The following is a 25,016-nucleotide window of genomic DNA, read 5'->3' as shown; positions in this document are numbered from 1 at the left end:
ATTGTGCGTGAGCCGGCCCGCCCGTGGCAACCCGCTTGGCGATGCGGATGACGACCGGCCGGCTCTGTTGATATGATTGAGGTTCTCTGAGCCCAGCCACGCCACCATCGTCGAGAGTCTCATGCTTGCCACCACCCTGCTGTTCATGACCAGTGCCCTCTACGCCGAGGCCATTGGCGGTTACTCGGCCGGTTGCCTGACCCATGCCATGGCCCTGCCGCTGGAGGGACCCGGCTATCAGGTGATCCGCAGCAAGCGGCTGCGCTACTACGGCCATCCCGATCTCATCCACTACCTCACCCAACTGGCCAACCAGACCCGGCTGGCCGGCATGCCGGATCTCTATATCGCCGATCTGGCCATGGCGCGGGGCGGCCCCTTCAGCTCCGGCCATCGCAGCCACCAGACCGGCCTCGACGCCGACATCTGGTTCCGGATGGCCGATCGCCCCATCAGCAAGTGGGAGCAGGATGCCCCCAAGGAGTGGGCGCTGATCGACGAGCCCAGCTACCGGCTGCTGCCGGGCCGCTTCGGGCCGCAGCAACTCACGTTGCTGCGGCTGGCCGCCAGCCAGCCCGAGGTGACCCGCATCTTCATCAACCCCGTGCTCAAGGCCGAGGTGTGCCGGCGCGCGAGTGACGAGCCCTGGGTGCACAAGCTGCGTCCCTGGGTTGGCCACTTCAGCCACTTCCACGTCAGGTTGCGCTGTCCGGCGGGCAGCCCGGATTGCCAACCCCAGGCGCCGATCCCGCCAGGCAACGGCTGTGGCGCCGAGCTGGCCTCCTGGATCAAGGACAAACCCCAGTTGCCCAAGGTGTCAATGAGCTACCAGGCCCCGGTGCTACCGAGCCGTTGTGGCGGCTGACCACAAGCTGGTATGGTGTCAGCGCCGAATCAAATAGATCCAATGGAGACAACAAGATGGCCACTTCTCTCTGGCGCACGCCCACGCAGAGCCTGTTGATGCTGACCCTGCTACTGGGGTTGACCGGATGCGGCATGAACAACATCCCGACCCTGGATGAACAGGTCAAGGCGAGCTGGGGCCAGGTCGAGAACCAGTACCAGCGCCGCGCCGACCTCATCCCCAACCTGGTGGCGACCGTCAAGGGCTATGCCAACCACGAGCAGGAGACCCTGAAGGCGGTGACCGATGCCCGCGCCCGGGTTGGCAGCCTGCAGCTAAGCGATCCGTCCCAGCTCAAGGCGTTTGAAGCCGCGCAGGATCAGCTCTCCAGCGCGCTCTCCCGACTGATGGTGGTGGTCGAGCGCTACCCGGATCTCAAGGCCGATCAGCAGTTCCTCACCCTGCAGGCCCAGCTGGAGGGCACCGAGAACCGCATCGCGGTGGCTCGCCGCGACTACATAGAGGCGGTGCGCCAGTTCAATACCGAGATCCGCACCTTCCCGGGCGTCATCTGGTCCAAGCTGCTCTACTCGGACTTGACCGCCAAACCCAGTTTCAGCGCCAAGCCGGGTGCCGATGAGGCGCCCAAGGTCAGCTTCCAATGAGCTCAGTGATCCGCTGGCTGCTGCCCTGCCTGCTGCTGTGGGCGACGGCATTGCAGGCGGCCCCCGCGTTTCCGGCCCTCAGCGGCCGGGTGGTGGACGAGGCGAGCCTGATGTCGCGCAAGCAAGCCCATCAGCTCACCCAGCAACTGGCTGCCTTCGAGAAGCGCAGCGGCATCCAGCTGGTGGTGGTGTCGGTCGACAGCCTGGATGGCAACACCATCGAAGAGTACGGCTATCAGCTGGGTCGCCACTGGGGCATAGGTCAGAAGGCGCTCAACAACGGCGTGCTGCTGCTGATCGCCCAGGATGAGCGCAAGGTGCGCATCGAGGTGGGTTATGGCCTGGAGGGGGCCCTGCCCGATGCCATCGCCGCCAACATCATCCAGACCCGGATCCTGCCCGCCTTCAAACGCGGCGACATGGTGGCCGGCATAGTCGCCGGCAGCCAGGCCATCATGCAGGCCCTGGCCGGTGAGTACCAACCGGCGGATGCAGCCAAGCAGGACGACAAGCTGGGGGGGCCCTGGCTGTTCATCCTGGCGGTGATCGTGATGCTGGTGCTGCACAACCTGCGAGGTGGCGGCGGAGGTGGCTCGGGCGGGCGTCGCCGGGCGGCCTATCTGGCCACGGGCTTCGGGGCAGGTCGTTCCGGCGGCGGTTTCGGTGGCGGCGGCTTCAGCGGTGGCGGCGGCAGTTTTGGGGGCGGTGGTGCCTCCGGTGGCTGGTAATCAGGGATAAAGAGACAACACAATGATTTCTAAACAGTTTTATCACACCTTGCAGGCCAGGGTACGGCAAGCCGAACAGGCAACGGACGCCGAGCTGGTCACGGTGCTGGCCCCAGCCAGCGACGGTTATCGCTACATCCCCACCCTGTGGGCCGCGCTGCTGGCCATGCTCACCCCCCTGCTGGTGTTCCAACTCGGCTTCTGGCTCGGCTGGTACGAGATCCTGCTGGTGCAATGGTCGGTCTGGCTGCTGCTCAGCCTGCTGTTCCACTGGACCCCCATCAAGATGCGGCTGATCCCGAGGAAGGTGCGCCAGCACCGGGCCGCGCTGATGGCCCGCCTGCAATTTGTAGAGCAGGGGCTGCACCGCACCCGGGACAGGCTGGGGGTGCTGATCTTCGTCTCGGTGGCCGAGCACTATGTGGAAATCCTGGTGGACGATGGCATCGCCCAGCACATCGACAACGCGCAGTGGCAGCAGATCATCGATGACTTCGTGGTGCGGGTGCGCAACAAGGAGGTCGAGCAGGGTTTCCTCGAGTGTGTGGAGCGCACCAGCGCCATCCTGACCGATGCGTTCCCGGCCACCCGGGATCAGAACGAGTTGCCCGACAGCCTGATCATCCTGGACAAACCCTGATCCGGCTTAAAAAACCGGCATTCTGTTCAAGGGATAGGCATTCGATAAAGATTCTGAAAAATAAGGGGAAAAGTGTTTGACCCCGGGTCAGCTTTCCCCTAAATTACGCCCCGTTCCAGCGCAATGGCGCAACGAACCGGTGTTGGCTGAACACCTTAAACAGCAGACAAAAATTTGGTGAGGTGTCCGAGTGGCTGAAGGAGCACGCCTGGAAAGTGTGTATACGGCAACGTATCGAGGGTTCGAATCCCTCCCTCACCGCCAAATAAAGCAAAAGGGCCTGTCGCAAGACAGGCCCTTTTGCTTTATCCGGTGATGGGCGGCTCGGTTCTAACCCTGGTTCGACAAGGGGGCAGGACAGCCCCCTTGGACAGCCGCAGGCTGCCCGCAGGGCGAGCGCCAGGGATGGCGCGAGTCAATCCCGACCCACCGCCAAACAGTAAAACCCGACCTCATGGTCGGGTTTTTGCTTTGAGGGCTCGTCGCAAGACGGGCCCTTTTGCTTTATCCTGTGACGGGCGGCCCGGTTCGGCCCCTGGTTCGACAATAGGGCAGGCCACCCTCCCGGACGGCCAAAAGCTGCCCATAGGAAGTCCGTGCAATCCCGATTGAACACCCCATCGTAAGAACCCGCCCCCCAGCCGGGCTTTGCTGGCTGGCACCCCCTGGTTGCCACCGCCTCTCCCCTGCTCGACTCGACTGTAAAAACCACTTTCTCCCCTTCCCCTCATGATTCTCTCTCCCCGGCCGAAAACAAGGGGGATGCCGGCATCGGTTTGGCCTCTCAGATATTGCTCATCGATTGGATATCGTTTTGAAAAACTGATAGTTAAATGGCTACACTAGCCGCATTCAATACATAGGGACCTGGATACATGAGTCTGATCGGTTTGCTATTTGCCTTGGCAGCCATATTGGGTGGCAACATGATCGAGGGCGGGCATCCGAGCGCCCTGCTCGATCTGCCCGCCTTCCTCATCGTGATCGGGGGAACCGTGGGGGCCGCCCTGACTCAGTTCCCCTTCTCCGTCGTCGGTAAAACGTTCAAACGCTTCAAGTGGCTGCTTACTCCCCTCAAGCTCGACATGCTGGAGCAGGCCCAATTGCTGGAAACCCTGGCGGGCAATGCGCGGCGCAGCGGCATGCTGGCGCTGGAGGGCATGATCGACGACATCAAGGATCCCTTCCTGCAGAAGGGGGTGCAGATGATGGTCGACGGTTACGAGAAGACCAAAATCCACGAGGTGCTGGAGAACGAGATTGAGTTCGAGCAGGAAGATCTCGAGCAGACCGTCAAATTCTACGAGGCCATGGGCGGCTACTGCCCGACCATGGGGATAGTCGGTGCCGTGTTCGGCCTGATCCATGCCATGGGGCTGCTCGATCAGCCCGACAAGCTGGGGGGTGCCATCGCCGTGGCCTTCATCGCCACCATCTACGGGGTCGGCGCCGCCAACCTGATCTTCCTGCCGTTTGGCAACCGCTACAAGGGCTTCGCCCACCAGATCCGCCACTACAAGGAGATGACCCTGACCGGCATCCTCTGCATCGTCGACGGCGAGTCACAACAGCGGCTGCAAGTGACCCTGGAACCCTACCTCGGAGGCCATGGTGGCGAAAAAGAAAAAGGCTGAGGCGCCGGAGAACCATGAGCGCTGGCTGGTCTCCTATGCCGACTTCATGACCCTGCTGTTCGCCCTGTTCGTGGTGCTCTACTCCTTCGCCATGGCCAAGCAGTCGGAAACCCGGGTGCTGATCCAGGGCTTCATCGAATCCCTCGGCAAGATCGGCCTCATCTCCCTGCCCGCCGGCTCCCCCGTGATGCAGGGCGGCACCGGCATCCTGGAGCCCGAGTCCAAGACCACTCCGGGGACCTCCGACAAGGAGAAGGTGCTGGAGACGGAGGCCCCCACCTCGGCCGCCGACCCCTTCAACGAGACCATAGGCGCCTCGGAGAAACCCAGTGCGACCGAAGCCTGGCCGCACAAGACCAAGGAGCAGGAATGGGCCACCCTCACCAAGCAGAAGCTGGAGCAGCAGCTCAAGAACCAGATTGAATCCAAGGATCTGGAGGTGGAGCAGCTCGGCAGCCAGCTGGTGATCCGCATCGGCGAGAAGAGCCTGTTCCCCGCCGACTCGGCCTTCCTCCAGCCCCAGTTCATTCCCCTGGTCAACAAGGTGTCCGATGTGCTGGCCGACATCCCCGGCATGGTGGTGGTGACCGGCCACACCGACAACTCACTGACAGCGGTGGAGCTCTATCGCAACAACTGGGAACTGTCGGTGCTCAGATCCGCCGCCATCGTCCATATCCTGCTGACCAACCCCAAGCTCGATGCCAGACGGATCGTGGCCCAGGGCGTGGCCGACACCCAGCCTCGCTATGCCAACGACACAGCTGCACACAGGCAAGCCAACCGGCGGGTGGAGATAGTGCTCTCCCAGGGCAAGGCGGCGGAGCAAGCCCTTCCCCTCCTCGCCCCCTGATGAAAAGACCCCGCATTGCGGGGTCTTTCGCTTTTCCGATTAGTTTATTTTTCAAGCGAACTTGCCATTTTCTTTACCCCGTAAAAGCGATTGAAAATGATTCTCAAACAGGAAGATTGACCTTGCTAGCAAAAAGCGATTTTCCTCCCGCTGATTAATAATTAATCCTTTGAAATGACATGTAAATCAGTATGGAACTGGCATAATACGTAGCATCCTTGTTAAGTCACATGATTAATTCGGTTAGGGAAAACTCCTATGTTTGCTGATATTGCTGTCCAGCATTGGGCCTTTGCTGTCTATGTCATTGGGGCCATCTGCATCTGCCTGACCATGATAGGCGTCGCGGCCTTGCTGGGGGGGCGAGCCTATGGCCGCGCCAAAAACCGACCCTTCGAATCCGGCATCGAATCCGTCGGCAACGCCCGTCTGCGTTTCTCCGCCAAGTTCTATCTGGTCGCCATGTTCTTCGTCATCTTCGACGTCGAGGCGCTCTATCTCTTCGCCTGGTCCGTTTCCGTACGAGAAAGTGGCTGGGTCGGCTTCATCGAAGCCACCATCTTTATCACCCTGCTGCTGGTAGGCCTCATCTACCTGTGGCGTATCGGTGCCCTCGACTGGGCCCCGAAGAAGCGCGTCCTGACTGACAAGAAGCCAGACTGATTTACCGATTATTCCTTTGAGGTTGCACCATGAAGTACACCCTGACCCGGATTGACCCGGATGCGCCCGTTGAGCGCTACCCCCAGGAACAGCGCCAGACCGTCGATGATCCGCTGGCGCAACAGGCGAGCCGCGGCATCATGATCGGGCGGCTCGAGGAGGTGTTGCAAGACACCGTCAACTGGGGCCGCAAGAACTCGCTCTGGCCATACAACTTCGGTATCTCTTGCTGCTATGTCGAGATGTGTACCGCCTTCACCTCCCCCCATGACGTGGCCCGCTTCGGCGCCGAGGTCATTCGTGCCTCGCCACGCCAGGCGGACTTCATGGTGATCGCCGGCACCCCCTTCATCAAGATGGCCCCCGTCATCCAGCGCCTGTACGAACAGCTGCTCGAGCCAAAGTGGGTCATCTCCATGGGCGCCTGCGCCAACTCGGGCGGCATGTACGACATCTACTCAGTGGTGCAGGGCGTGGACAAGTTCCTGCCGGTCGACGTCTATATTCCCGGTTGCCCGCCCCGCCCCGAGGCCTTCCTGCAGGCCCTGATGCTGTTGCAGGACTCCATCGGCAAGGAGCGGCGCCCCCTCTCCTGGGTGGTGGGCGATCAGGGGATCTATCGCCCCGAGATGCCGGCCGAGAAGGATCGCAAGCGGGAAGAGCGCATCCAAGTCACCAACCTGCGCACGCCGGATGAGATCTGACCATGAAATTGACCCGAGAGTTTCCCAATAACTACAGCATGGCCCAATGGCAGCCCTCCGATCACGCCGATGCCCAGGTGGTCGGCGAGCTGTTTGCCCATTTCGGCGCCGAGCGCTTCACAGTCCAGACCACCCGCACCGGGGTGCCCGTGCTCTGGCTATCCCGCGACCTGCTGCTGGATGTGGTCGGCTTCTTGCAAAAGCTCCCCTCCCCCTTCGTGATGCTGTTTGACTTGAGCGCCACCGACGAGCGGATGCGCAGCCATCGCCACGGCCTGCCCGAGAGCGACTTCACCGTCTTCTACCACCTCATCTCCATCGATCGTAACGCCGATGTGATGCTGAAGGTGCCGCTGATGGAGAGCGATCTGCACCTGCCGACCATCAGCCGCCACTTCCCCAACGCCAACTGGTACGAGCGGGAAGTCTGGGATCTGATGGGCATCACCTTCGATGGCCACCCCCACCTCACCCGCATCATGATGCCCAAGAGCTGGCAGGGTCACCCGCTGCGCAAGGATTACCCGGCCCGGGCCACCGAGTTCGATCCCTTCATGCTCGATGCGGTCAAACAGGATCAGGAGCAGGACAACCTGCTGTTCAAGCCGGAAGAGTGGGGCATGAGCCGGGGCAACGAGAACGAGGACTACATGTTCCTCAACCTCGGCCCCAACCACCCCTCCGCCCACGGCGCCTTCCGGCTGGTGCTGCAGCTCGATGGCGAGGAGATCCGCGACTGCGTGCCCGACATCGGCTATCACCACCGTGGTGCCGAGAAGATGGGTGAGCGCCAGTCCTGGCACAGCTACATCCCCTACACCGACCGGGTCGAGTACCTGGGCGGGGTGATGAACAACCTGCCCTATGTGCTGGCGGTCGAGAAGCTGGCGGGGATCACCGTGCCCAACCGGGTCGACATGATCCGGGTGATGATGTCGGAGCTGTTCCGCATCCAGAGCCACCTGCTGTTCCTCGGTACCTATATCCAGGACGTGGGGGCCATGACCCCGGTGTTCTTCACCTTCACCGACAGGCAGAAGATCTACCTCATCATCGAGGCCATCACCGGTGCGCGCATGCACCCGGCCTGGTTCCGCATCGGCGGCGTGGCGCACGATCTGCCGATCGGCTGGGCCCGCCTCATCCAGGACAACCTGCTGAGCTGGCTGCCCAAGCGGCTGATGGAGTATGAGAAGGCCGCCATGCGCAACAGCATCTTGCGCGGTCGCACCATAGGCGTCGCCGCCTACAACACCGCGCAGGCGCTGGCCTGGGGCACCACGGGCGGCGGTCTGCGCGCCACCGGCCTCAACTTCGACGTGCGCAAGTGGCGCCCTTATTCCGGCTACGATCAGTTCGAGTTCGAGGTGCCGGTGGGCAGCAATGGCGATGCTTACGATCGCGCCACCGTGCGCATCGAGGAGATCCGCCAGAGCATGCGCATCATAGAGCAGTGCATGAAGAACATGCCGGAGGGACCGTTCAAGGCGGATCACCCGCTCACCACACCGCCGCCAAAAGAGCGCACCCTGCAGGACATCGAGACCCTGATCACCCACTTCCTGCAAGTGTCCTGGGGGCCCGTGATGCCGGCCGCTGAGTCCTTCCAGATGATAGAGGCGACCAAGGGGATCAACAGCTACTACCTGACCAGCGACGGCTCCACCATGAGCTACCGGACCCGGATCCGCACCCCGAGCTTTGCTCACCTGCAGCAGATCCCCTCGGTGATCCGCGGCCAGATGGTGTCGGATCTCATCGTCTACCTGGGCAGTATCGATTTCGTTATGTCGGATGTGGATCGTTAAGTCCCCGCAGTGACGGGACAAGAAGAATAAACGACAAAAGGTTAAGTCATGAGCCAGCAATGTCAGTGCAAAAATACATCGTCCTCAGCGGGACAGAGTGCGTGTCAGGGCAAGGGCGACGGATTCGCCCTGAGCCAGGCCGAGCGCGACGCCATCTTGCATGAGACGCACCACTACGAAGATCCCCGCGCCGCCAGCATAGAAGCACTCAAGATAGTGCAGCAGGCGCGCGGCTGGGTCCCGGACGGTGCCATCCATGCCATCGCCGCCGAGCTGGGCATCCCCGCCAGCGACGTGGAAGGGGTCGCCACCTTCTACAGCCAGATCTTCCGCCAGCCGGTCGGCCGCCACATCATCCGTGTCTGTGACAGCATGGTCTGTTACATCAACGGCCATGAGCAGTTGCTGGCGGGTCTGAAAGATGTGCTGGATCTGGCCCCCGGCCAGACCTCGGCCGACGGCCGCTTCACCCTGCTGCCGGTCTGTTGCCTCGGCAACTGCGACAAGGGGCCGGCGCTGATGATCGACGACGACACCTTCGGCGGGCTGGATGCGATCGGCCTGCTTAAAACCCTGGAGGCTTACCCATGAGCCTGGCATCCCTTGGCACCGCCAACCGCACCCCCCGAGCCCCCGAGACCCATCCCCTCACCTGGCGGCTGCGCGACGATGGCCAGCCGGTCTGGATCGAGGAGTACCAGGCCAAGCAGGGCTACGAGGCCGCCCGCCGCGCGCTGGGCCAGATGAGCCCGGACGAGATCGTCAGCACCGTCAAGGACGCGGGCCTCAAGGGCCGCGGTGGCGCCGGCTTCTCCACCGGGGTGAAGTGGGGCCTGATGCCCAAAGACGAGAGCATGAACATCCGTTACCTGCTCTGCAACGCCGACGAGATGGAGCCGAACACCTACAAGGATCGGCTGCTGATGGAGCAGCTACCCCACCTGCTGATCGAGGGGATGATCATCTCCGCCAAGGCGCTCAAGGCCTACCGCGGTTACATCTTCCTGCGTGGCGAGTATGTGGATGCCGCCATCCACCTGCGCCGCGCGGTGGAAGAGGCCAAGGCCGCCGGCCTGCTCGGCAAGAACATCCTGGGCTCGGGCTTCGACTTCGAGCTGTTCGTCCACACCGGTGCCGGTCGTTACATCTGCGGCGAAGAGACGGCGCTGATCAACTCCCTGGAAGGGCGCCGCGCCAACCCGCGCGCCAAGCCCCCCTTCCCCGCCGTCTCCGGCGTCTGGGGCAAGCCCACCTGCGTCAACAACGTCGAGACCCTGTGCAACGTACCCGCCATCATCGGCAACGGCGTGGCCTGGTATCAGGGGCTGGCGCTGCCGGGCTCGGAGGATCACGGCACCAAGCTGATGGGCTTCTCCGGCAAGGTCAACAATCCTGGCTTGTGGGAGCTGCCGTTCGGCATCACCGCCCGCGAGCTGTTTGAGAACTACGCCGGTGGCATGAAGGCCGGTTATCGCCTCAAGGCGTGGCAACCGGGCGGCGCCGGCACCGGCTTCCTGCTGCCCGAACACCTGGACGCCCAGATGTATGCGGGCGGCATCGGCAAGGTCGGCACCCGCATGGGCACCGGCCTCGCCATGGCGGTGGATGACAGCGTCAACATGGTCTCCTTGCTGCGCAACATGGAAGAGTTCTTCGCCCGTGAATCCTGCGGCTGGTGCACCCCCTGCCGCGACGGCCTGCCCTGGAGCGTCAAGCTGCTGCGGGCACTGGAGCGCGGCGAGGGCCAACCCGAGGATCTCGCCACCCTGGAGCAGCTGTGCAGTTTCCTCGGCCCGGGCAAGACCTTCTGCGCCCATGCCCCCGGCGCCGTCGAGCCCCTTGGCAGTGCGATGAAGTACTTCAGGTCCGAGTTCGAGGCCGGGGTCAAGGCCCCCCATGACAATCACAAGCTGTTCAAGGGTATCCAGCCCAATCTGCTGGGCGAACGCTGGTAACACGAGGCGTCATGCCTGCTGCGAGCCATGGATTTTATCTAATTTGATGTCAGGGAAGTTGTATGGCCACCATTTATGTAGACGGTAAAGAGTTCGAGGTAGACGGCGCAGACAACCTGCTGCAAGCCTGTCTGTCGCTGGGTCTGGACGTCCCCTATTTTTGCTGGCACCCGGCGCTCGGTAGCGTCGGTGCCTGCCGCCAGTGTGCGGTCAAACAGTATCAGAATGCCGATGACAAACGCGGCCGCCTGGTCATGTCCTGCATGACCCCGTCCACCGATGGCACCTATATCTCCATCGAGGACGAAGAGGCGAAAGAGTTTCGCAAGACGGTGGTGGAGTGGCAGATGACCAACCACCCCCACGACTGCCCGGTGTGTGAAGAGGGCGGCGCCTGCCACCTGCAGGACATGACGGTGATGACAGGCCACAACAGCCGTCGCTACCGCTTCACCAAACGCACCCACCAGAATCAGGATCTCGGCCCCTTCATCAACCACGAGATGAACCGCTGCATCGCCTGCTATCGCTGCGTGCGCTACTACAAGGATTACGCCGGTGGCGAGGATCTGGGCGTCTATGGTGCCCACGACAACGTCTACTTCGGCCGGGTCGAGGATGGCACCCTGGAGAGCGAGTTCTCCGGCAACCTGGTGGAGGTCTGCCCCACCGGCGTCTTCACCGACAAGACCCACTCCGAGCGTTACAACCGCAAATGGGACATGCAGTTCGCCCCCAGCATCTGCCAACAGTGCTCGGTCGGCTGCAACATCAGCCCGGGTGAGCGCTATGGCGAGCTGCGCCGCATCGAGAACCGTTACCACGGCGCGCTGAACCACTACTTCCTGTGCGACCGCGGCCGCTTCGGCTACGGCTATGTCAACCTGGCCGACCGCCCCCGCCAGCCCCTGCTCCATGATGGCAACGACCGACTCGCCATCACGGTCGACGGCGCCCTCAACCGCGCCGCCGATGCCCTGCGCACCGCCGCCGGCGTCATCGGCATCGGCTCGCCTCGCGCCTCGCTGGAGAGCAACTTCGCCCTGCGCGAGCTGGTAGGTGCCGACAACTTCTATTGCGGCGTCGAGCAGAGTGAATGGGAGTGCCTGCAGAAGATGCTGCATATACTGCAGCACGGCGGCGTGCGTACCCCCAGCCTGCGCGACATGGAGGATGCCGACGCCATCCTGGTGCTGGGTGAAGATGTCACCATGAGCGCCGCCCGCATCGCCCTGGCCCTGCGCCAGGCGGTCAAGGGCAAGGGCCGCGAGATCGCCCGCAAGCTGAAGGTGGACCTGTGGCAGGTCGCCGCGGTGCAGACCCTGGCGCAGAACGATCGCTACCCGCTACTCATCACCAGCCTGGATCAGACCCGCCTCGACGATGTGGCCAGCGGCACACTGCATGCGCCCCACGCCGATCAGGCCCGGCTCGGCTTCGCCATCGCCCACCTGCTCGATGGCTCGGCCCCGACCCCGCACGACTTGAGTGCCGATCAGCAGGCCCTGGCCACGCGCTGGGCCGAGCTGCTCGGCAATGCCAAGAAGCCGCTCATCATCGCCGGCTCCGGCGCCCGCTCCCAGGCCCTGCTCGAGGCGGCCAGCAACATAGCGCGCGCCCTCAAGGGCCGTGCCCAGGAGGTGAGCCTGGCGCTGGTGGCGCAGGAAGCCAACAGCCTGGGGCTGGCCATGCTGGCCGCATCGGATGCGCCGCTGGAAGCCGCCCTGAGCCGTATCGAAGGGGAGGAGAAGCTGGCGCTGATCACCCTGGAGAACGATCTCTATCGCCGCGCCCCGCGCAACCGGGTCGATGCCGCCATCAAGCGCCTGCAGCACCTGCTGGTGGTCGATCATCAGGATACCCAGACCGCCCAGCAGGCGCACCTGGTGCTGCCTGCCGCCAGCTTCGCCGAGGCCGACGGTACCCTGGTGAACATGGAAGGTCGCGCCCAGCGCTTCTTCCAGGTCTATGCCGCCGCCTTCTACGACGCCGACATCCAGGTGCGCGAGAGCTGGCGCTGGCTGGCCGCGCTGCAGGGGGCGCTGGATCACACGCCGCTGCGCTGGGCCACCTTCGACGAGGTGAGTGCCGCCTGCGCCGCCTCAGTGCCGCTGCTGGCCGCCATGCTGGAGGCCGCGCCCAACGCCGGCCTGCGCATCCGTGGCATGAAGCTCGCCCGCGAGCCGCACCGCTACAGCGGCCGCACCTCCATGCTGGCGGATCAGAACGTGAGCGAACCCAGGGTGGCTCAGGATCCGGACTCCCCCTTCAGCTTCTCCATGGAAGGCTACGCCGGTGCCCGCCAGCCGATGCAACAGGTGCCGTTCGCCTGGGCGCCGGGCTGGAACTCCCCCTCTGCCTGGAACAAGTTCCAGAGCGAGGTGGGTGGCAACCTGCGAGCCGGCGATCCCGGTCGCCGTCTGCTGGAGCCGGGTGAAGACAGCCTCGGCTGGTTCGAGACCATCCCCGCCCCCTTCGGCGCCCAGGCGGCGCTGCAGGTGGTGAGCTACGAGCAACTCTTTGGCGGGGAAGAGCTCTCCGCGCGCAGCCCCGTCATCCAGGCGCGCATGGCCGCCCCCGAGCTGGTGCTGAACCCGGGCGACGCCGCCCGCTTCGCCCTCCATGCCGGCAACCTGGTGGCCTTCTCCTGGGGCGGCCACCACTGGCGGCTGACCCTGCGGGTCAGCGAGCGGCTGGCACAGGGGCTGCTCGGTCTGCCGCTGGGCGCCCATGGCCTGCCGACCGCGCTGCACCAGGCCTATGTGACTGATCTGCAGGAGGCCATAGCATGAGCGATGGAATGATCGACCTGTTGCTGGAAGTCGGCAAGGCGCTGATCGTGCTGGTGGGGATAGTGGGGGCCGGTGCCTTCATGAGCTTCATCGAGCGCCGTCTGCTGGCGCTGTGGCAGGACCGTTACGGCCCCAACCGGGTAGGCCCCTTCGGCTTGCTGCAGCTGGCGGCCGACATGGTCAAGATGTTCTTCAAGGAGGACTGGATCCCGCCGTTCGCCGATCGCCGGATCTTCGTGCTGGCCCCCATCATCGCCTTTACCTCCTTCATCCTGGCGTTTGCGGTGGTGCCCATCACCCCCACCTGGGGGGTGGCGGATCTCAACGTGGGTCTGCTCTACATCCTGGCCATCGCGGGGCTGGCGGTCTACGCCGTGCTGTTCGCCGGCTGGTCGAGCAACAACAAGTACTCCCTGCTCGGCAGCCTGCGCGCCTCGGCCCAGACCCTCTCCTACGAGGTGTTCCTCGGCCTCTCCCTGATGGGGATAGTGATCCAGACCGGCAGCTTCAACCTGAGAGAGATCGTCGAGGCGCAGGCCGGCCTGTGGAACGTGGTGCCCCAGATCCTGGGCTTCGTCACCTTCCTGTTTGCCGGCGTCGCCGTCACCCACCGTCACCCGTTCGACCAGCCGGAGGCCGAGCAGGAGCTCGCCGACGGCTATCACATCGAATACGCGGGCATGAAGTGGGGTCTGTTCTTCGTGGGCGAGTACATCGGCATAGTGCTGGTCTCCTCCCTCATAGTGACCCTGTTCTTCGGTGGCTGGCACGGCCCCTGGTTGCCGCCCTTCATCTGGTTTGCGCTGAAGACCGCCTGCTTCATGGTGTTCTTCATCCTGCTGCGGGCTTCCCTGCCCCGCCCGCGCTTCGACCAGGTGATGTCCTTTGGCTGGAAAGTCTGCTTACCGCTTACCTTGCTCAACATGCTGGTAACCGGCGCCGTAGTGCTGATAAATGTGCAGTGAGGCACGACTATGAAAATTACTAGCATTATCAAGGGTGTTGGCACCCAGTTACGCAGCCTGGGGATGGTGTTCTCCCATGCCTGGCGGCCCCGTGAGACCCTCAGCTATCCGGAGCAGGCGGTCTATGCCGCCCCTCGTTTCCGCGGTCGCATCGTGCTGACCCGGGATCCGGACGGTGACGAGCGCTGCGTGGCGTGCAACCTGTGCGCCGTGGCCTGCCCGGTCGGCTGCATCTCGCTGCAAAAGGCGGAGCGGGACGATGGCCGCTGGTACCCGGAGTTCTTCCGCATCAACTTCTCCCGCTGCATCTTCTGCGGCCTGTGCGAAGAAGCCTGCCCCACCACCGCCATCCAGCTCACGCCGGATTTCGAGATGGGTGAGTATCGCCGCCAGGATCTGGTGTACGAGAAGGAAGACTTGCTGATCAGCGGGCCCGGCAAATACCCGGACTACAACTTCTACCGCATGAGCGGGATGGCGATCGACGGCAAGCCCAAAGGGGAAGCCGAGAACGAAGCCAAGCCCATCGATGTCAAGAGCCTGCTGCCCTAGGAGTCAATCATGGAACTGGCATTTTATGCCGCGGCCCTGGTCGCCGTTTACAGTACGCTGCGGGTGATCAGCACCAGCAATCCGATGCATGCGCTACTCAATCTCATCATCTCGCTCATCGCCGTGGCCATGATCTTCTTCTGCCTGGGGGCCTCCTTCGCAGGCGCCCTGCAGGTGATCGTCTACGCCGGCGCCATCATGGTGCTGTTCGTGTTCGTGGTGATGATGCTGAACCTGGGGTCATCCCAGGATCAGGAGCGCAACTGGCTCACCCCCATGACCTGGGGTGGACCCGCCCTGCTCTCCCTCGTCCTGCTCGGCTTTCTGGCCTATGGCATCCTCGGAGTCACCGGTGGCGAGCTCGGCCTGACCGACGTCAGCGCCAAGGAAGTCGGCATCGCCCTGTTCGGCCCCTATGTGCTGGCGGTGGAGCTGGCCTCCATCCTGCTGCTGGCGGGTCTGGTCACCGCCTATCACCTCGGTCGTGAAGACAAGAGCGGGGAAGTGCTCTCCGTCCCCAAACCCACCGCTCGCCCGTCCCAGGAAGGAGGTCAGTCATGAACGGAATCCCAATGGTGATGCATGACCTCTTGCTGGCAGCTGGCCCCCTCTCCCTTTCTATCCAGCAAGCGCAAGGAGAATGGCTATGAACGGAATCCCAATGGAATACGGCCTCCTGCTGGCCGCCATCCTGTTCTGCATCGGCCTGTGCGGCCTGCTAATTCGTCGTAACTTGCTGTTTATCCTCATGAGTATCGAAATCATGATGAATGCGTCCGCGCTGGCGTTCGTGGTGGCTGGCAGCCGCTGGGCCCAGGCCGACGGCCAGATCATGTACATACTGGTGATTTCTCTGGCGGCAGCGGAGGCCAGCATAGGCCTGGCCCTGTTACTGCTGCTCTATCGTCGTTACCACACCCTGAACGTGGACACTGTGAGCGAGATGCGCGGATGAGCCTCTTATACCTGACTTTCCTCTTTCCCCTGTTGGGATGGCTGGTGCTGGCCTTCTCCATCGGCCGCTTCGGTGAGCGCAGCTCGGCACTGATCGGCGTCGGCAGCATCGGCCTGTCGGCCCTCACCACCCTCTGGGTCGGCCTCGACTTCATGACCAAGATGCCGGTGGGCGGCGTCTACACCCAGACCCTGTGGCAGTGGATGTCGGTGGGGGAATTCACCCCCACCTTCCGCCTGGCGCTGGATGGCCTGTCGCTGACCATGCTGGGGGTGGTGACCGGGGTGGGTTTCTTCATCCACCTGTTCGCCTCCTGGTACATGCGCGGGGAAGAGGGCTATTCGCGCTTCTTCACCTACACCAACCTGTTCATCGCCAGCATGGTGTTCCTGGTGCTGGCCGACGATCTGCTGTTCGTCTACCTGGGCTGGGAAGGGGTGGGGCTGTGCAGCTACCTGCTGATCGGCTTCTACTACCGCAATCCGGCCAACGGCGCCGCCGCCCTCAAGGCGTTCGTGGTGACCCGGGTCGGTGACGTCTTCCTCGCCATCGGCCTGTTCATCCTCTACCGCGAGCTCGGCACCCTCAACATCCATGAGCTGCTGGTGCGCGCCCCCGTGGTGTTCGCCGAGGGCTCCCCTGCCCTGTCGCTGGCCTGCCTGATGCTCTTGGGCGGCGCGGTCGGCAAGTCTGCCCAGCTGCCGCTGCAGACCTGGCTGGCGGATGCCATGGCGGGTCCGACCCCGGTCTCGGCGCTGATCCACGCGGCCACCATGGTGACCGCCGGCGTCTACCTCATCGCCCGTACCCACGGTCTGTTCCTGCTGGCCCCGGAGATCCTGCATCTGGTGGCGCTGGTGGGTGCCATCACCCTGGTGCTGGCAGGCTTTGCGGCCCTGGTGCAGACCGACATCAAGCGGATTTTGGCTTACTCCACCATGAGCCAGATCGGCTACATGTTCCTGGCCCTCGGGGTCGGTGCCTGGGAGGGGGCCATCTTCCACCTGATGACCCACGCCTTCTTCAAGGCGCTGCTGTTCCTCTCCGCCGGCGCCGTCATAGTCGCGACCCACCACGAGCAGAACATCTTCAAGATGGGGGGCCTGCGCAAGAGCCTGCCGCTGGTCTATGCCTGCTTCCTGGTGGGGGGCTCGGCCCTTGCTGCGCTGCCGCTGGTCACCGCCGGCTTCTACAGCAAGGACGCCATCCTGTGGCAGGTGCAGGCCAGTGGCCAGAGCGCCCTGCTGTGGGCCGGTCTGGTGGGGGCCTTCCTGACCTCCCTCTACACCTTCCGTCTGATCTTCATCGCCTTCCATGGCAAGCCCCAGACCGAGGCCCACGCCGGTCACGGCCTGGCCCACAAGCTGCCGCTGCTGGTGCTGCTGGTGCTCTCCACCGCCGTCGGCTCCATGATAGTGCCGCCGCTGGCCGGGGTACTGCCGGCCGGCCCGGGTGACAGCATCGAGGAGGGACGCCACAGCCTTGAGATCCTCTCCGGGATCATCGCCGTGGCAGGCATCGCGCTGGCCGCCTTCCTGTTCCTCGGCGAGCGTCGCCTGGCGAAGGGGATCGCCGAGAGCGCTCCTGGTCGTCTGCTCAGTACCCTCTGGTTCAATGCCTGGGGCTTCGACTGGCTGTATGACTGGATCTGGGTCAAGCCCTACCTGCTGGTGACCCGACTGCTCGGCAAGGACCCGCTGGATCGGATGATGAACCTGCCCGCCGTGCTGGCCCAGAGTGGCCACCAGCTACTGGCCTGGACTGTGTCCGGCAAGTTGCGCTGGTACGCAGCCTCCATGGGGATGGGCGCCGCCCTGATCCTGGCCCTGCTGTTGCTCGGCTGACCCCGATGCGGTCCCTGAACTCACGGCAGGCCCGCTGGGCCTGCACTGCAGCTAGCAGCATGACTAGCAAATAGACGAGAGCTGATATCGTGACCTTACTCTGGATCTTGTTAATTCCTTTTATCGGCGGCTTGCTCTGCTGGCAGATGGAGCGGCTCGGTGGGCAATTCGTTCGCTGGGTGGCGCTGCTGTCGATGAGCGCCTGCCTGTTGCTCTCCGGTGCCATCTGGCTCAGCGGTGACTTCTCCCTCGCCAATCCGGGCCTCCCGGTCTGGGCGGCCGAGTGGCAACAGCCCTGGATCCCCCGCTTCGGCATCTCCCTGCACCTGGCGGTGGATGGCCTCTCCCTGCTGATGGTGATGCTCACCAGCTTCATCGGCGTGCTGGCCATCCTCTGCTCCTGGAAGGAGATAGTGCAGCGCATCGGCTTCTTCCACCTGAACCTGCTCTGGATCCTGGGCGGCGTGCTCGGCGTCTTCATGGCGGTGGATCTGTTCCTGTTCTTCTTCTTCTGGGAGATGATGCTGGTGCCGATGTACTTCCTGATCGCGCTCTGGGGCCACTCGGTCACCGACGGCAAATCCCGGATCAACGCCGCCACCAAGTTCTTCATCTACACCCAGGCCAGCGGCCTGGTCATGCTGGTCGCCATCCTCGGGCTGGTGTTGACCCACCACGCCGCCACCGGTGTCTTCACCTTCAACTACCTCGACCTGCTCAACACCCCGATGAGCAAGGGCGTGCAGTGGCTGCTGATGCTGGGCTTCTTCGTCGCCTTCGCGGTCAAGATGCCGCTGGTGCCGCTGCACGGCTGGTTGCCGGACGCTCACAGCCAGGCGCCGACCGCGGGCTCGGTGGATCTGGCGGGCATCTTGCTGAAGACCGCCGCCTACGGCTTGCTGCGCTTCACCCTGCCGCTGTTCCCCGAGGCTTCGGCCGAGTTCGCCCCCTATGCCATGCTCCTTGGCCTGTTCGGCATCGTCTACGGCGCCCTGCTGGCGTTCGCCCAGACCGACATCAAGCGGCTCGTGGCCTACACCAGCATCTCCCACATGGGCTTCGTGATGATCGCCATCTACTCGGGCAGCGAGCTTGCGCTGCAAGGGGCTGTGGTGCAGATGATCGCCCACGGCCTCTCCGCCGCCGGCCTGTTCATCCTGTGCGGCCAGCTCTACGAGCGGCTGCACACCCGGGACCTGCGCCTGATGGGCGGTCTCTGGGGCCGACTGCGCTACCTGCCAGGGGTGATGTTGTTCTTCTCGGTGGCCTCCCTCGGCATGCCGGGCACCGGCAACTTCATCGGCGAGTTCCTGATCCTCATCGGCAGCTTCCAGGTGGCCCCGGTCATCACCGTCATCGCCACCTTCGGTCTGGTGCTGGCCTCGGTCTACTCCCTCATCATGCTGCAACGGGCCTGCTTCGGTGCACCCAAGGATGAGAAGCCGCTCAAGGGGCTGGATGGCCGGGAACTGGCCATGATGCTCACCATCGCCGGCCTGCTGGTGCTGCTCGGCCTCTATCCCCAGCCCGTGCTCGACACCGCCAGCAGCAGCCTGCTGAGCGTGCTGCACTGGTATGCGCTGCCAAGCACAGGAGCGCTGCAATGATGCTTTCTCTTTCGCCTTCTTCGTCCACGTCAGGAGCACTGTCATGACGTTCACCGCTTCTCAACTGCTGGCCCTGCTGCCCCTGCTGCTGACCACCGGGGCCATGGTGGCCCTGATGCTGGCCATCGCCTGGAAACGCTGCGATGACACCGCCTTCGCGGTGACCATCACCGGCCTGAACCTGGCCCTCTTCTCCCTGCCCATAGTGATGGCCCAGGGGGATCAGGGTGTCACCCCGCTGCTGCAAGTGGACAGCTATGCGGTCTTCTACATGGGGCTGGTGCTCATCGGCGCCCTGGCGACCTGTACCTTCGGCCGCTCCTGGCTCAAGGGCTATCCGGACAACCGGGAAGAGTTCTACCTGCTGCTGCTGATCGCCACCGCCGGCGGGCTGGTGCTGGCGGGCTCCCGCCACCTCGCCTCCCTGTTCATCGGGATCGAGATGCTGACCCTGCCCATGTTCGGCCTGGTGGGCTACGCCTACCGCGAGCGTCATTCGCTGGAGGCCAGCATCAAGTACATGGTGCTCTCCGCCGCCGCCACCGCCTTCCTGCTATTTGGCATGGCGCTGCTCTACGCCCAGGCGGGCAGCCTGAGCTTCAGCGATCTCGGCCTGACCCTGGCCCAGAGCCCGGCTCACCATCCGCTGCTGATGGGCGGCCTGGGTCTGATGCTGGTGGGCTTCGCCTTCAAGCTCTCCCTCGCCCCCTTCCACCTCTGGACCCCGGATGTGTACGAAGGCGCCCCCGCGCCGGTGGCCACCTTCCTCGCCACCGTCAGCAAGATCGCCGTGTTCTGCGTGCTGCTGCGCTTCTACCTGGCGGTGCCGGCCACCTCGGATCCCATGATCCACTGGCTGCTGGCGGCCATGGCGGTCATCTCCATCGTCATCGGTAACCTCTTGGCGCTGATCCAGACCAACATCAAGCGGATGATGGGTTACTCCTCCATCTCCCACTTCGGCTACCTGCTGGCGGTGGTGGTGGCGAGCCGCCTCGGCCAGATGCCGGTGGAAGCGGCCGGGGTCTACCTGCTGATGTACCTGTTCACCAGCCTGGGGGCCTTCGGCGTCATCAGCATGATGTCCAGCCCTTATCGCGGCAAGGATGCAGACTCCCTGCACAGCTACCGCGGCCTGTTCTGGCACAGACCCTACCTGACCGCCGTCATGACGGTGATGATGCTCTCCCTGGCGGGCATCCCCATGACGCTCGGCTTCATCGGCAAGTTCTACCTCATCGGGGTCACGGTCGATGCCCAGCTGTGGTGGCTCTCCGGCGCCATAGTGCTCGGCAGCGCTCTGGGGCTCTACTACTACCTGCGGGTCATGGTCACCCTCTATCTGCGGGAACCCGGCATGCAGCTGCGCGATGCCAAGGCCGACTGGGCCTTCTCCTCCGGCGGACTGGTGGTGCTGCTCTCCGCCATCCTGGTGGTGGCGCTGGGTATCTACCCCCAGCCGGTCATCAGCCTGGTGCAGGGTTTCCAGAACGTGGTGCTGCGCTAGCATCACGCTCAGTCCCAACAAAAAACCGGCCCCCGTGGCCGGTTTTTTTATCTCCATAACTTGCCGAGGTACGTGTCGCGTCGGCTCGGCTCGCCGGCCAACCCCTCCCCCTTCAGCCCGCTCTGCCATCTGCCATCTGCCATCTGCCATCTGCCATCTGCCATCAACTCACAGAACCGGATGACAGGCTCATGAACCAATAAAAAAACCGGCCACGGGGGCCGGTTTTTGATTTTCTGCGCAGTACGGGGCGGGATTAACCCAGGCGTACCCGTGCGTTTCTGAACATCCGCATCCAGGCACCATCCTCGCCCCAGTTGTCCGGGTGCCAGGAGTTCGCCACCGTGCGGAACACCCGCTCCGGGTGCGGCATCATGATAGTGGCGCGACCATCAAGGGTGGTGACTGCGGTGATACCATCCGGTGCGCCGTTCGGGTTGGCCGGGTATTGCTCGGTCACCTGACCGCGGTTGTCGACGAAGCGCAGCCCCACCAGACCGCTGGCCTGCAGCGCGGCAAGGTGAGCAGCATCGCGCACCTCCACCCGCCCTTCACCGTGGGAGACGGCGATGGGCATCACCGAGCCCTGCATGCCCGCGAAGAAGGCGGAGGGGGAATCCTGCACCTGCACCAGGCTGAAGCGGGCCTCGAAACGCTCGGAGCGGTTTCGCACGAAGCGCGGCCACAAGTCGGCCCCCGGGATCAGGGTGCGCAGGTTGGACATCATCTGGCAGCCGTTGCACACGCCCAAGGAGAGGGTATCGCCGCGCTCGAAGAAGCGCTGGAACTGCTCGCGGGCGCCGTCGTTGAACAGGATGGACTTGGCCCAGCCTTCCCCCGCCCCCAGCACGTCGCCGTAGGAGAAACCGCCGCAGGCCACCAGGGTCTGGAACTGGCTGAGCTCAACACGACCAGAGAGGATGTCACTCATATGCACATCCACCGCGGTGAAGCCGGCACGATCGAAGGCCGCGGCCATCTCCACGTGGGAGTTGACCCCCTGCTCGCGCAGCACCGCCAACCGGGGGGAGGCCCCACGGGCGATGTAGGGGGCGGCCACGTCTTCACTCGGGTTGAAGCTCAAGCTGGCGTGCAGACCCGGATCCGCGGCGTCCTGACGGGCGGCGTGCTCCTGATCGGCGCACTCCGGGTTGTCGCGCAGGCGCTGCATCTGCCAGCTGGTCTCGCCCCAGGCGGTACGCAGGGCGGTGCGGCTGGCGCGATAGAGCTCATGGCCCTCCCGCTGCAACGAGATGATATCGCCGTCACAGGCGGTGCCCAGCACGTGGGAGCAGGCCGCCAGACCGTGACCGGCCAGCAGGGTCAGCACCGCTTCCTTGTCGTCGCGGCGCACCTGGATGACGGCACCCAGCTCCTCGTTGAACAGCGCCGGCAGCAGCTCGCCACCGATGCGATCGAGCTGGATGTCGAGGCCGCAATGACCGGCGAAGGCCATCTCGGTCAGGGTGACGAACAGGCCGCCATCGGATCTGTCGTGGTAGGCGATGAGCTTGCGATCCGCCACCAGCGCCTGGATGGCGTTGAAGAAGCCCTTGAGCTGGACCGGGTTGTCGAGATCCGGTGCGCTGTCGCCGAGCTGGCGATAGACCTGGGCCAGGGCCGAGGCGCCGAGGCGCTGCTTGCCGTTGCCCAGATCGATCAGGATGAGATCCGTCTCGCCGAGATCGGTGCGCAGCTGCGGGGTGACGGTGTTGCGCACGTCCTCCACCCGGGCGAAGGCGGTGATGAGCAGGGAGAGCGGCGAGGTGACGCTGCGCTCCTCGTCATCCTGCTGCCAGCGGGTCTTCATGGACATGGAGTCCTTGCCGACCGGGATGGTGATGCCGAGCGCCGGGCAGAGCTCCTCGCCCACCGCCTTGACCGCCTCGTACAGGCCGGCATCTTCCCCCGGGTGACCGGCGGCGGCCATCCAGTTGGCGGAGAGCTTGACCCGCTTCAAGGAACCGATGTGGGCCGGTGCCAGGTTGGTCAGCGCCTCGGCCACCGCCATGCGGGCGGAGGCGGCGTGGGAGAGCAGCGCCACCGGGGTACGCTCGCCCATGGACATGGCTTCGCCGTGATAGCTGTCGTAGGTGGCGGCGGTGACCGCGCAATCGGCCACCGGGATCTGCCAGGGGCCGACCATCTGATCGCGGTTGACCAGGCCGGTCACGCTGCGATCGCCGATGGTGATGAGGAAGGATTTCTCCGCCACGGTCGGCAGGCGCAGCACCCGCTCGGCCGCCTCGCTCAGGGTGATGCCGTCCAGCTGCAGCGCCTTGCCACGGGCCGGCAGGCTGGCCACGTCGCGGTGCATCTTGGGGGCCTTGCCGAGCAGCACGTCCAGCGGCAGATCGATGGGCTGGTTGTCAAAGTGGCTGTCGGAGAGGGTGAGATGCTTCTCTTCGGTGGCGGTGCCGATCACGGCATAGGGGGCGCGCTCGCGCTCGCACAGGGCCTTGAACAGCGGCAGCTTGTCCTGGGCCACGGCCAGCACGTAACGCTCCTGGGATTCGTTGCACCAGATCTCCAGCGGGCTCATGCCCGGCTCGTCGCTCTGGATGGCGCGCAGGTCGAAGCGACCACCGCGTTCGCCATCGTTGACCAGCTCCGGCATGGCGTTGGAGAGGCCACCGGCCCCCACGTCGTGGATGAAGACGATGGGGTTGTCATCGCCCAGCTGCCAGCAGCGGTCGATCACTTCCTGGCAGCGGCGCTCCATCTCGGGGTTGTCCCGCTGCACAGAGGCAAAGTCCAGATCCTCGGCGGACTGGCCGGAGGCCATGGAGGAGGCCGCGCCGCCCCCGAGGCCGATGTTCATGGCCGGGCCACCCAGCACGATCAGGGCGGCCCCGACCGGGATCTCCCCCTTCTGCACGTGCTCGGTGCGGATGTTGCCGATGCCACCCGCCAGCATGATGGGCTTGTGGTAGCCCCGCACCTCGACGCCGTTGTGGCTCGGCACCTTCTCTTCGAAGGTACGGAAGTAACCGAGGATGGCCGGACGACCGAACTCGTTGTTGAAGGCGGCGCCGCCGAGCGGCCCCTCCTGCATGATGTCAAAGGCGCTGACGATGCGGCTCGGTTTGCCGAAATCCTGCTCCCAGGGCTGCTCGAAGCCGGGGATGCGCAGGTTGGAAACTGAGAAGCCCACCAGACCCGCTTTGGGCTTGGCGCCACGGCCTGTCGCACCCTCGTCGCGGATCTCGCCGCCGGAGCCGGTGGCCGCCCCCGGGAAGGGGGAGATGGCGGTCGGGTGGTTGTGAGTCTCCACCTTCATCAGGATGTCGACCCGCTCCTGGTGATACTGGTACTCACCGCTGGCGGGGCTCGGGAAGAAGCGGCCACCCTCGCTGCCTTCCATCACGGCGGCGTTGTCTTTATAGGCAGACAGGACATGATCCGGCGTCTGCGCGAAGGTGTTCTTGATCATCTTGAACAGCGACTTGGGTTGCTGCTCGCCGTCTATGGTCCAGTCGGCGTTGAAGATCTTGTGACGACAGTGCTCCGAGTTCGCCTGGGCAAACATGTAGAGCTCGATGTCGTTGGGATTGCGGCCAAGCCGGGTGAAGTTCTCCACCAGGTAATCGATCTCGTCATCGGCCAGGGCCAGGCCCAGTGCCACGTTGGCCTCAGCCAGCGCGGTGCGGCCACCGGCCAGCACATCCACCTGGGTGAAGGGGCGCGGCTCCTGATGGGCAAACAGGGCGCTCGCTTGGCTCAGCTCGTCGAACACCGTCTCCATCATGCGATCGTGCAGCAGGGCCGCCAGCTCGCCGCGCTGGACGGCGGTCAGGGCCTGCTTGGGCTGCAGATAATAAGCAATGCCGCGCTCCAGCCGCTTGACCTGGTTCAGGCCGCAGTTGTGGGCGATGTCGGTTGCTTTGGAAGACCAGGGGGAGATAGTGCCGGGACGGGGGGTAACGAGAAACAGCTGACCGCTGGGGGTGTGTTCTGGGATGGTCGGGCCGTAGCGCAGGAGCTGGCCCAAGGTCGCTCGCTCGGGCGGCGACAAGGGGGATGATAGCTCGGCAAAGTGCACATATTCGGCATAGACGCTCTCTATCTCTACTCCTCTCTGCACGCAGCTTTGCAGCAGCTTGTGGACACGAAACTCAGACAGTGCTGGGGCACCACGCAAGATTTCCATATACCTTTCTCACCAAGTTTTAGAGTGTGGGGGGATTTGAGACGCGCGTATTATAGGGATCAGGCCCACAACGGACAAACGTTTTTCTCACTTAGACCGATGTGACTCGCTCCACACACTCTGGTATAAAGGAGCCTCTTTTTTGAC

General features: G+C 64.0%; 20 protein-coding genes and 1 tRNA gene. 20 read left to right on the top strand and 1 reads right to left on the bottom strand.

The features are described 5' to 3' along the window. Window positions 1-121 precede the first annotated feature (121 nt). The 20 genes from mepA to nuoN all read left to right on the top strand — a co-directional run bounded on the left by mepA (window position 122) and on the right by nuoN (window position 20,719). Window positions 122-865, top strand: coding sequence for a penicillin-insensitive murein endopeptidase (gene mepA / locus KW821_RS07150; RefSeq protein WP_218290942.1), 744 nt, complete (start codon window positions 122-124; stop codon window positions 863-865). Window positions 866-921: 56 nt separating this feature from the next. Continuing rightward, window positions 922-1,512, top strand: coding sequence for a LemA family protein (locus KW821_RS07145; protein WP_218290941.1), 591 nt, complete (start codon window positions 922-924; stop codon window positions 1,510-1,512). Further along, window positions 1,509-2,240, top strand: a complete 732-nt coding sequence (locus KW821_RS07140; RefSeq protein WP_218290940.1) for a YgcG family protein — start codon at window positions 1,509-1,511, stop codon at window positions 2,238-2,240. Before KW821_RS07145 ends, KW821_RS07140 begins: the two co-directional genes overlap by 4 nt. Before the next feature lie 22 nt (window positions 2,241-2,262). Next, a complete protein-coding gene (locus tag KW821_RS07135) occupies window positions 2,263-2,880 on the top strand; it encodes a TPM domain-containing protein (protein ID WP_042652370.1) in 618 nt (205 codons plus the stop codon). A gap of 176 nt (window positions 2,881-3,056) precedes the next feature. Further along, window positions 3,057-3,144: transfer RNA gene (locus KW821_RS07130), tRNA-Ser, on the top strand. 611 nt (window positions 3,145-3,755) lie between these two features. Further along, on the top strand, window positions 3,756-4,514 hold the full coding sequence (locus KW821_RS07125; protein WP_042652371.1) for a flagellar motor protein: 759 nt from the start codon (window positions 3,756-3,758) through the stop codon (window positions 4,512-4,514). Next, a complete protein-coding gene (locus tag KW821_RS07120) occupies window positions 4,489-5,367 on the top strand; it encodes a flagellar motor protein MotB (RefSeq protein ID WP_218290939.1) in 879 nt (292 codons plus the stop codon). Before KW821_RS07125 ends, KW821_RS07120 begins: the two co-directional genes overlap by 26 nt. Window positions 5,368-5,625: 258 nt before the next feature. After that, complete coding sequence (locus tag KW821_RS07115; RefSeq protein WP_042652373.1) at window positions 5,626-6,030, top strand: NADH-quinone oxidoreductase subunit A; 405 nt, start codon at window positions 5,626-5,628, stop codon at window positions 6,028-6,030. Window positions 6,031-6,059: 29 nt separating this feature from the next. Continuing rightward, on the top strand, window positions 6,060-6,734 hold the full coding sequence (locus tag KW821_RS07110; protein ID WP_042652374.1) for an NADH-quinone oxidoreductase subunit B family protein: 675 nt from the start codon (window positions 6,060-6,062) through the stop codon (window positions 6,732-6,734). A gap of 2 nt (window positions 6,735-6,736) precedes the next feature. Then, the gene (gene nuoC, locus KW821_RS07105) at window positions 6,737-8,542 is read left to right on the top strand and encodes an NADH-quinone oxidoreductase subunit C/D (protein ID WP_218290938.1); all 1,806 of its coding nucleotides are present in this window, start codon (window positions 6,737-6,739) and stop codon (window positions 8,540-8,542) included. Window positions 8,543-8,590: 48 nt separating this feature from the next. After that, the gene (nuoE, locus tag KW821_RS07100) at window positions 8,591-9,133 is read left to right on the top strand and encodes an NADH-quinone oxidoreductase subunit NuoE (RefSeq protein ID WP_042043686.1); all 543 of its coding nucleotides are present in this window, start codon (window positions 8,591-8,593) and stop codon (window positions 9,131-9,133) included. Continuing rightward, window positions 9,130-10,497 carry an NADH-quinone oxidoreductase subunit NuoF gene (nuoF, locus tag KW821_RS07095; protein ID WP_218290937.1) on the top strand — a complete coding sequence of 456 codons (1,368 nt, stop codon included), beginning with the start codon at window positions 9,130-9,132 and terminating at the stop codon, window positions 10,495-10,497. Before nuoE ends, nuoF begins: the two co-directional genes overlap by 4 nt. Before the next feature lie 62 nt (window positions 10,498-10,559). Further along, window positions 10,560-13,289, top strand: coding sequence for an NADH-quinone oxidoreductase subunit NuoG (gene nuoG, locus KW821_RS07090; RefSeq protein ID WP_218290936.1), 2,730 nt, complete (start codon window positions 10,560-10,562; stop codon window positions 13,287-13,289). Then, a complete protein-coding gene (gene nuoH / locus KW821_RS07085) occupies window positions 13,286-14,254 on the top strand; it encodes an NADH-quinone oxidoreductase subunit NuoH (protein ID WP_218290935.1) in 969 nt (322 codons plus the stop codon). Before nuoG ends, nuoH begins: the two co-directional genes overlap by 4 nt. A 9-nt stretch (window positions 14,255-14,263) precedes the next feature. Further along, window positions 14,264-14,806: an NADH-quinone oxidoreductase subunit NuoI gene (nuoI, locus tag KW821_RS07080; protein WP_042652379.1), complete on the top strand. Its 543-nt coding sequence runs from the start codon at window positions 14,264-14,266 to the stop codon at window positions 14,804-14,806. 9 nt (window positions 14,807-14,815) lie between these two features. After that, window positions 14,816-15,367, top strand: coding sequence for an NADH-quinone oxidoreductase subunit J (gene nuoJ, locus KW821_RS07075; RefSeq protein WP_042652380.1), 552 nt, complete (start codon window positions 14,816-14,818; stop codon window positions 15,365-15,367). Window positions 15,368-15,452: 85 nt separating this feature from the next. Continuing rightward, complete coding sequence (gene nuoK / locus KW821_RS07070) at window positions 15,453-15,761, top strand: NADH-quinone oxidoreductase subunit NuoK (protein WP_042652381.1); 309 nt, start codon at window positions 15,453-15,455, stop codon at window positions 15,759-15,761. Next, entirely contained in the window at window positions 15,758-17,605 is a 1,848-nt protein-coding gene (gene nuoL, locus KW821_RS07065; RefSeq protein ID WP_218290934.1) for an NADH-quinone oxidoreductase subunit L, read from the top strand. Before nuoK ends, nuoL begins: the two co-directional genes overlap by 4 nt. An 89-nt stretch (window positions 17,606-17,694) precedes the next feature. Further along, complete coding sequence (nuoM, locus tag KW821_RS07060) at window positions 17,695-19,212, top strand: NADH-quinone oxidoreductase subunit M (RefSeq protein WP_218290933.1); 1,518 nt, start codon at window positions 17,695-17,697, stop codon at window positions 19,210-19,212. A 43-nt stretch (window positions 19,213-19,255) separates the two neighbouring features. Beyond that, window positions 19,256-20,719, top strand: coding sequence for an NADH-quinone oxidoreductase subunit NuoN (gene nuoN / locus KW821_RS07055; protein ID WP_042652384.1), 1,464 nt, complete (start codon window positions 19,256-19,258; stop codon window positions 20,717-20,719). A gap of 256 nt (window positions 20,720-20,975) precedes the next feature. On the opposite strand, the gene purL is transcribed toward nuoN, so the two are convergent. After that, window positions 20,976-24,869, bottom strand: a complete 3,894-nt coding sequence (gene purL / locus KW821_RS07050; protein ID WP_218290932.1) for a phosphoribosylformylglycinamidine synthase — start codon at window positions 24,867-24,869, stop codon at window positions 20,976-20,978. Between the last annotated feature and the right edge of the window lie 147 nt (window positions 24,870-25,016).

The sequence above is a fragment of the Aeromonas sp. sif2416 genome, assembly GCF_019218665.1.
GTDB lineage: Bacteria > Pseudomonadota > Gammaproteobacteria > Enterobacterales > Aeromonadaceae > Aeromonas > Aeromonas encheleia.
Note: the sequence above shows the minus strand (reverse complement) of the source record. Positions and strands in the feature narration are given on the sequence as shown.

Excerpts from the sequence above, each read along its gene's own strand:
- mepA (WP_218290942.1), top strand. The coding sequence starts at position 122 with ATGCTTGCCACCACCCTGCTGTTCATGACCAGTGCCCTCTACGCCGAG.
- KW821_RS07145 (WP_218290941.1), top strand. The coding sequence starts at position 922 with ATGGCCACTTCTCTCTGGCGCACGCCCACGCAGAGCCTGTTGATGCTG.
- KW821_RS07140 (WP_218290940.1), top strand. The coding sequence starts at position 1,509 with ATGAGCTCAGTGATCCGCTGGCTGCTGCCCTGCCTGCTGCTGTGGGCG.
- KW821_RS07135 (WP_042652370.1), top strand. The coding sequence starts at position 2,263 with ATGATTTCTAAACAGTTTTATCACACCTTGCAGGCCAGGGTACGGCAA.
- KW821_RS07125 (WP_042652371.1), top strand. The coding sequence starts at position 3,756 with ATGAGTCTGATCGGTTTGCTATTTGCCTTGGCAGCCATATTGGGTGGC.
- KW821_RS07120 (WP_218290939.1), top strand. The coding sequence starts at position 4,489 with ATGGTGGCGAAAAAGAAAAAGGCTGAGGCGCCGGAGAACCATGAGCGC.
- KW821_RS07115 (WP_042652373.1), top strand. The coding sequence starts at position 5,626 with ATGTTTGCTGATATTGCTGTCCAGCATTGGGCCTTTGCTGTCTATGTC.
- KW821_RS07110 (WP_042652374.1), top strand. The coding sequence starts at position 6,060 with ATGAAGTACACCCTGACCCGGATTGACCCGGATGCGCCCGTTGAGCGC.
- nuoC (WP_218290938.1), top strand. The coding sequence starts at position 6,737 with ATGAAATTGACCCGAGAGTTTCCCAATAACTACAGCATGGCCCAATGG.
- nuoE (WP_042043686.1), top strand. The coding sequence starts at position 8,591 with ATGAGCCAGCAATGTCAGTGCAAAAATACATCGTCCTCAGCGGGACAG.
- nuoF (WP_218290937.1), top strand. The coding sequence starts at position 9,130 with ATGAGCCTGGCATCCCTTGGCACCGCCAACCGCACCCCCCGAGCCCCC.
- nuoG (WP_218290936.1), top strand. The coding sequence starts at position 10,560 with ATGGCCACCATTTATGTAGACGGTAAAGAGTTCGAGGTAGACGGCGCA.
- nuoH (WP_218290935.1), top strand. The coding sequence starts at position 13,286 with ATGAGCGATGGAATGATCGACCTGTTGCTGGAAGTCGGCAAGGCGCTG.
- nuoI (WP_042652379.1), top strand. The coding sequence starts at position 14,264 with ATGAAAATTACTAGCATTATCAAGGGTGTTGGCACCCAGTTACGCAGC.
- nuoJ (WP_042652380.1), top strand. The coding sequence starts at position 14,816 with ATGGAACTGGCATTTTATGCCGCGGCCCTGGTCGCCGTTTACAGTACG.
- nuoK (WP_042652381.1), top strand. The coding sequence starts at position 15,453 with ATGAACGGAATCCCAATGGAATACGGCCTCCTGCTGGCCGCCATCCTG.
- nuoL (WP_218290934.1), top strand. The coding sequence starts at position 15,758 with ATGAGCCTCTTATACCTGACTTTCCTCTTTCCCCTGTTGGGATGGCTG.
- nuoN (WP_042652384.1), top strand. The coding sequence starts at position 19,256 with ATGACGTTCACCGCTTCTCAACTGCTGGCCCTGCTGCCCCTGCTGCTG.
- purL (WP_218290932.1), bottom strand. The coding sequence starts at position 24,869 with ATGGAAATCTTGCGTGGTGCCCCAGCACTGTCTGAGTTTCGTGTCCAC.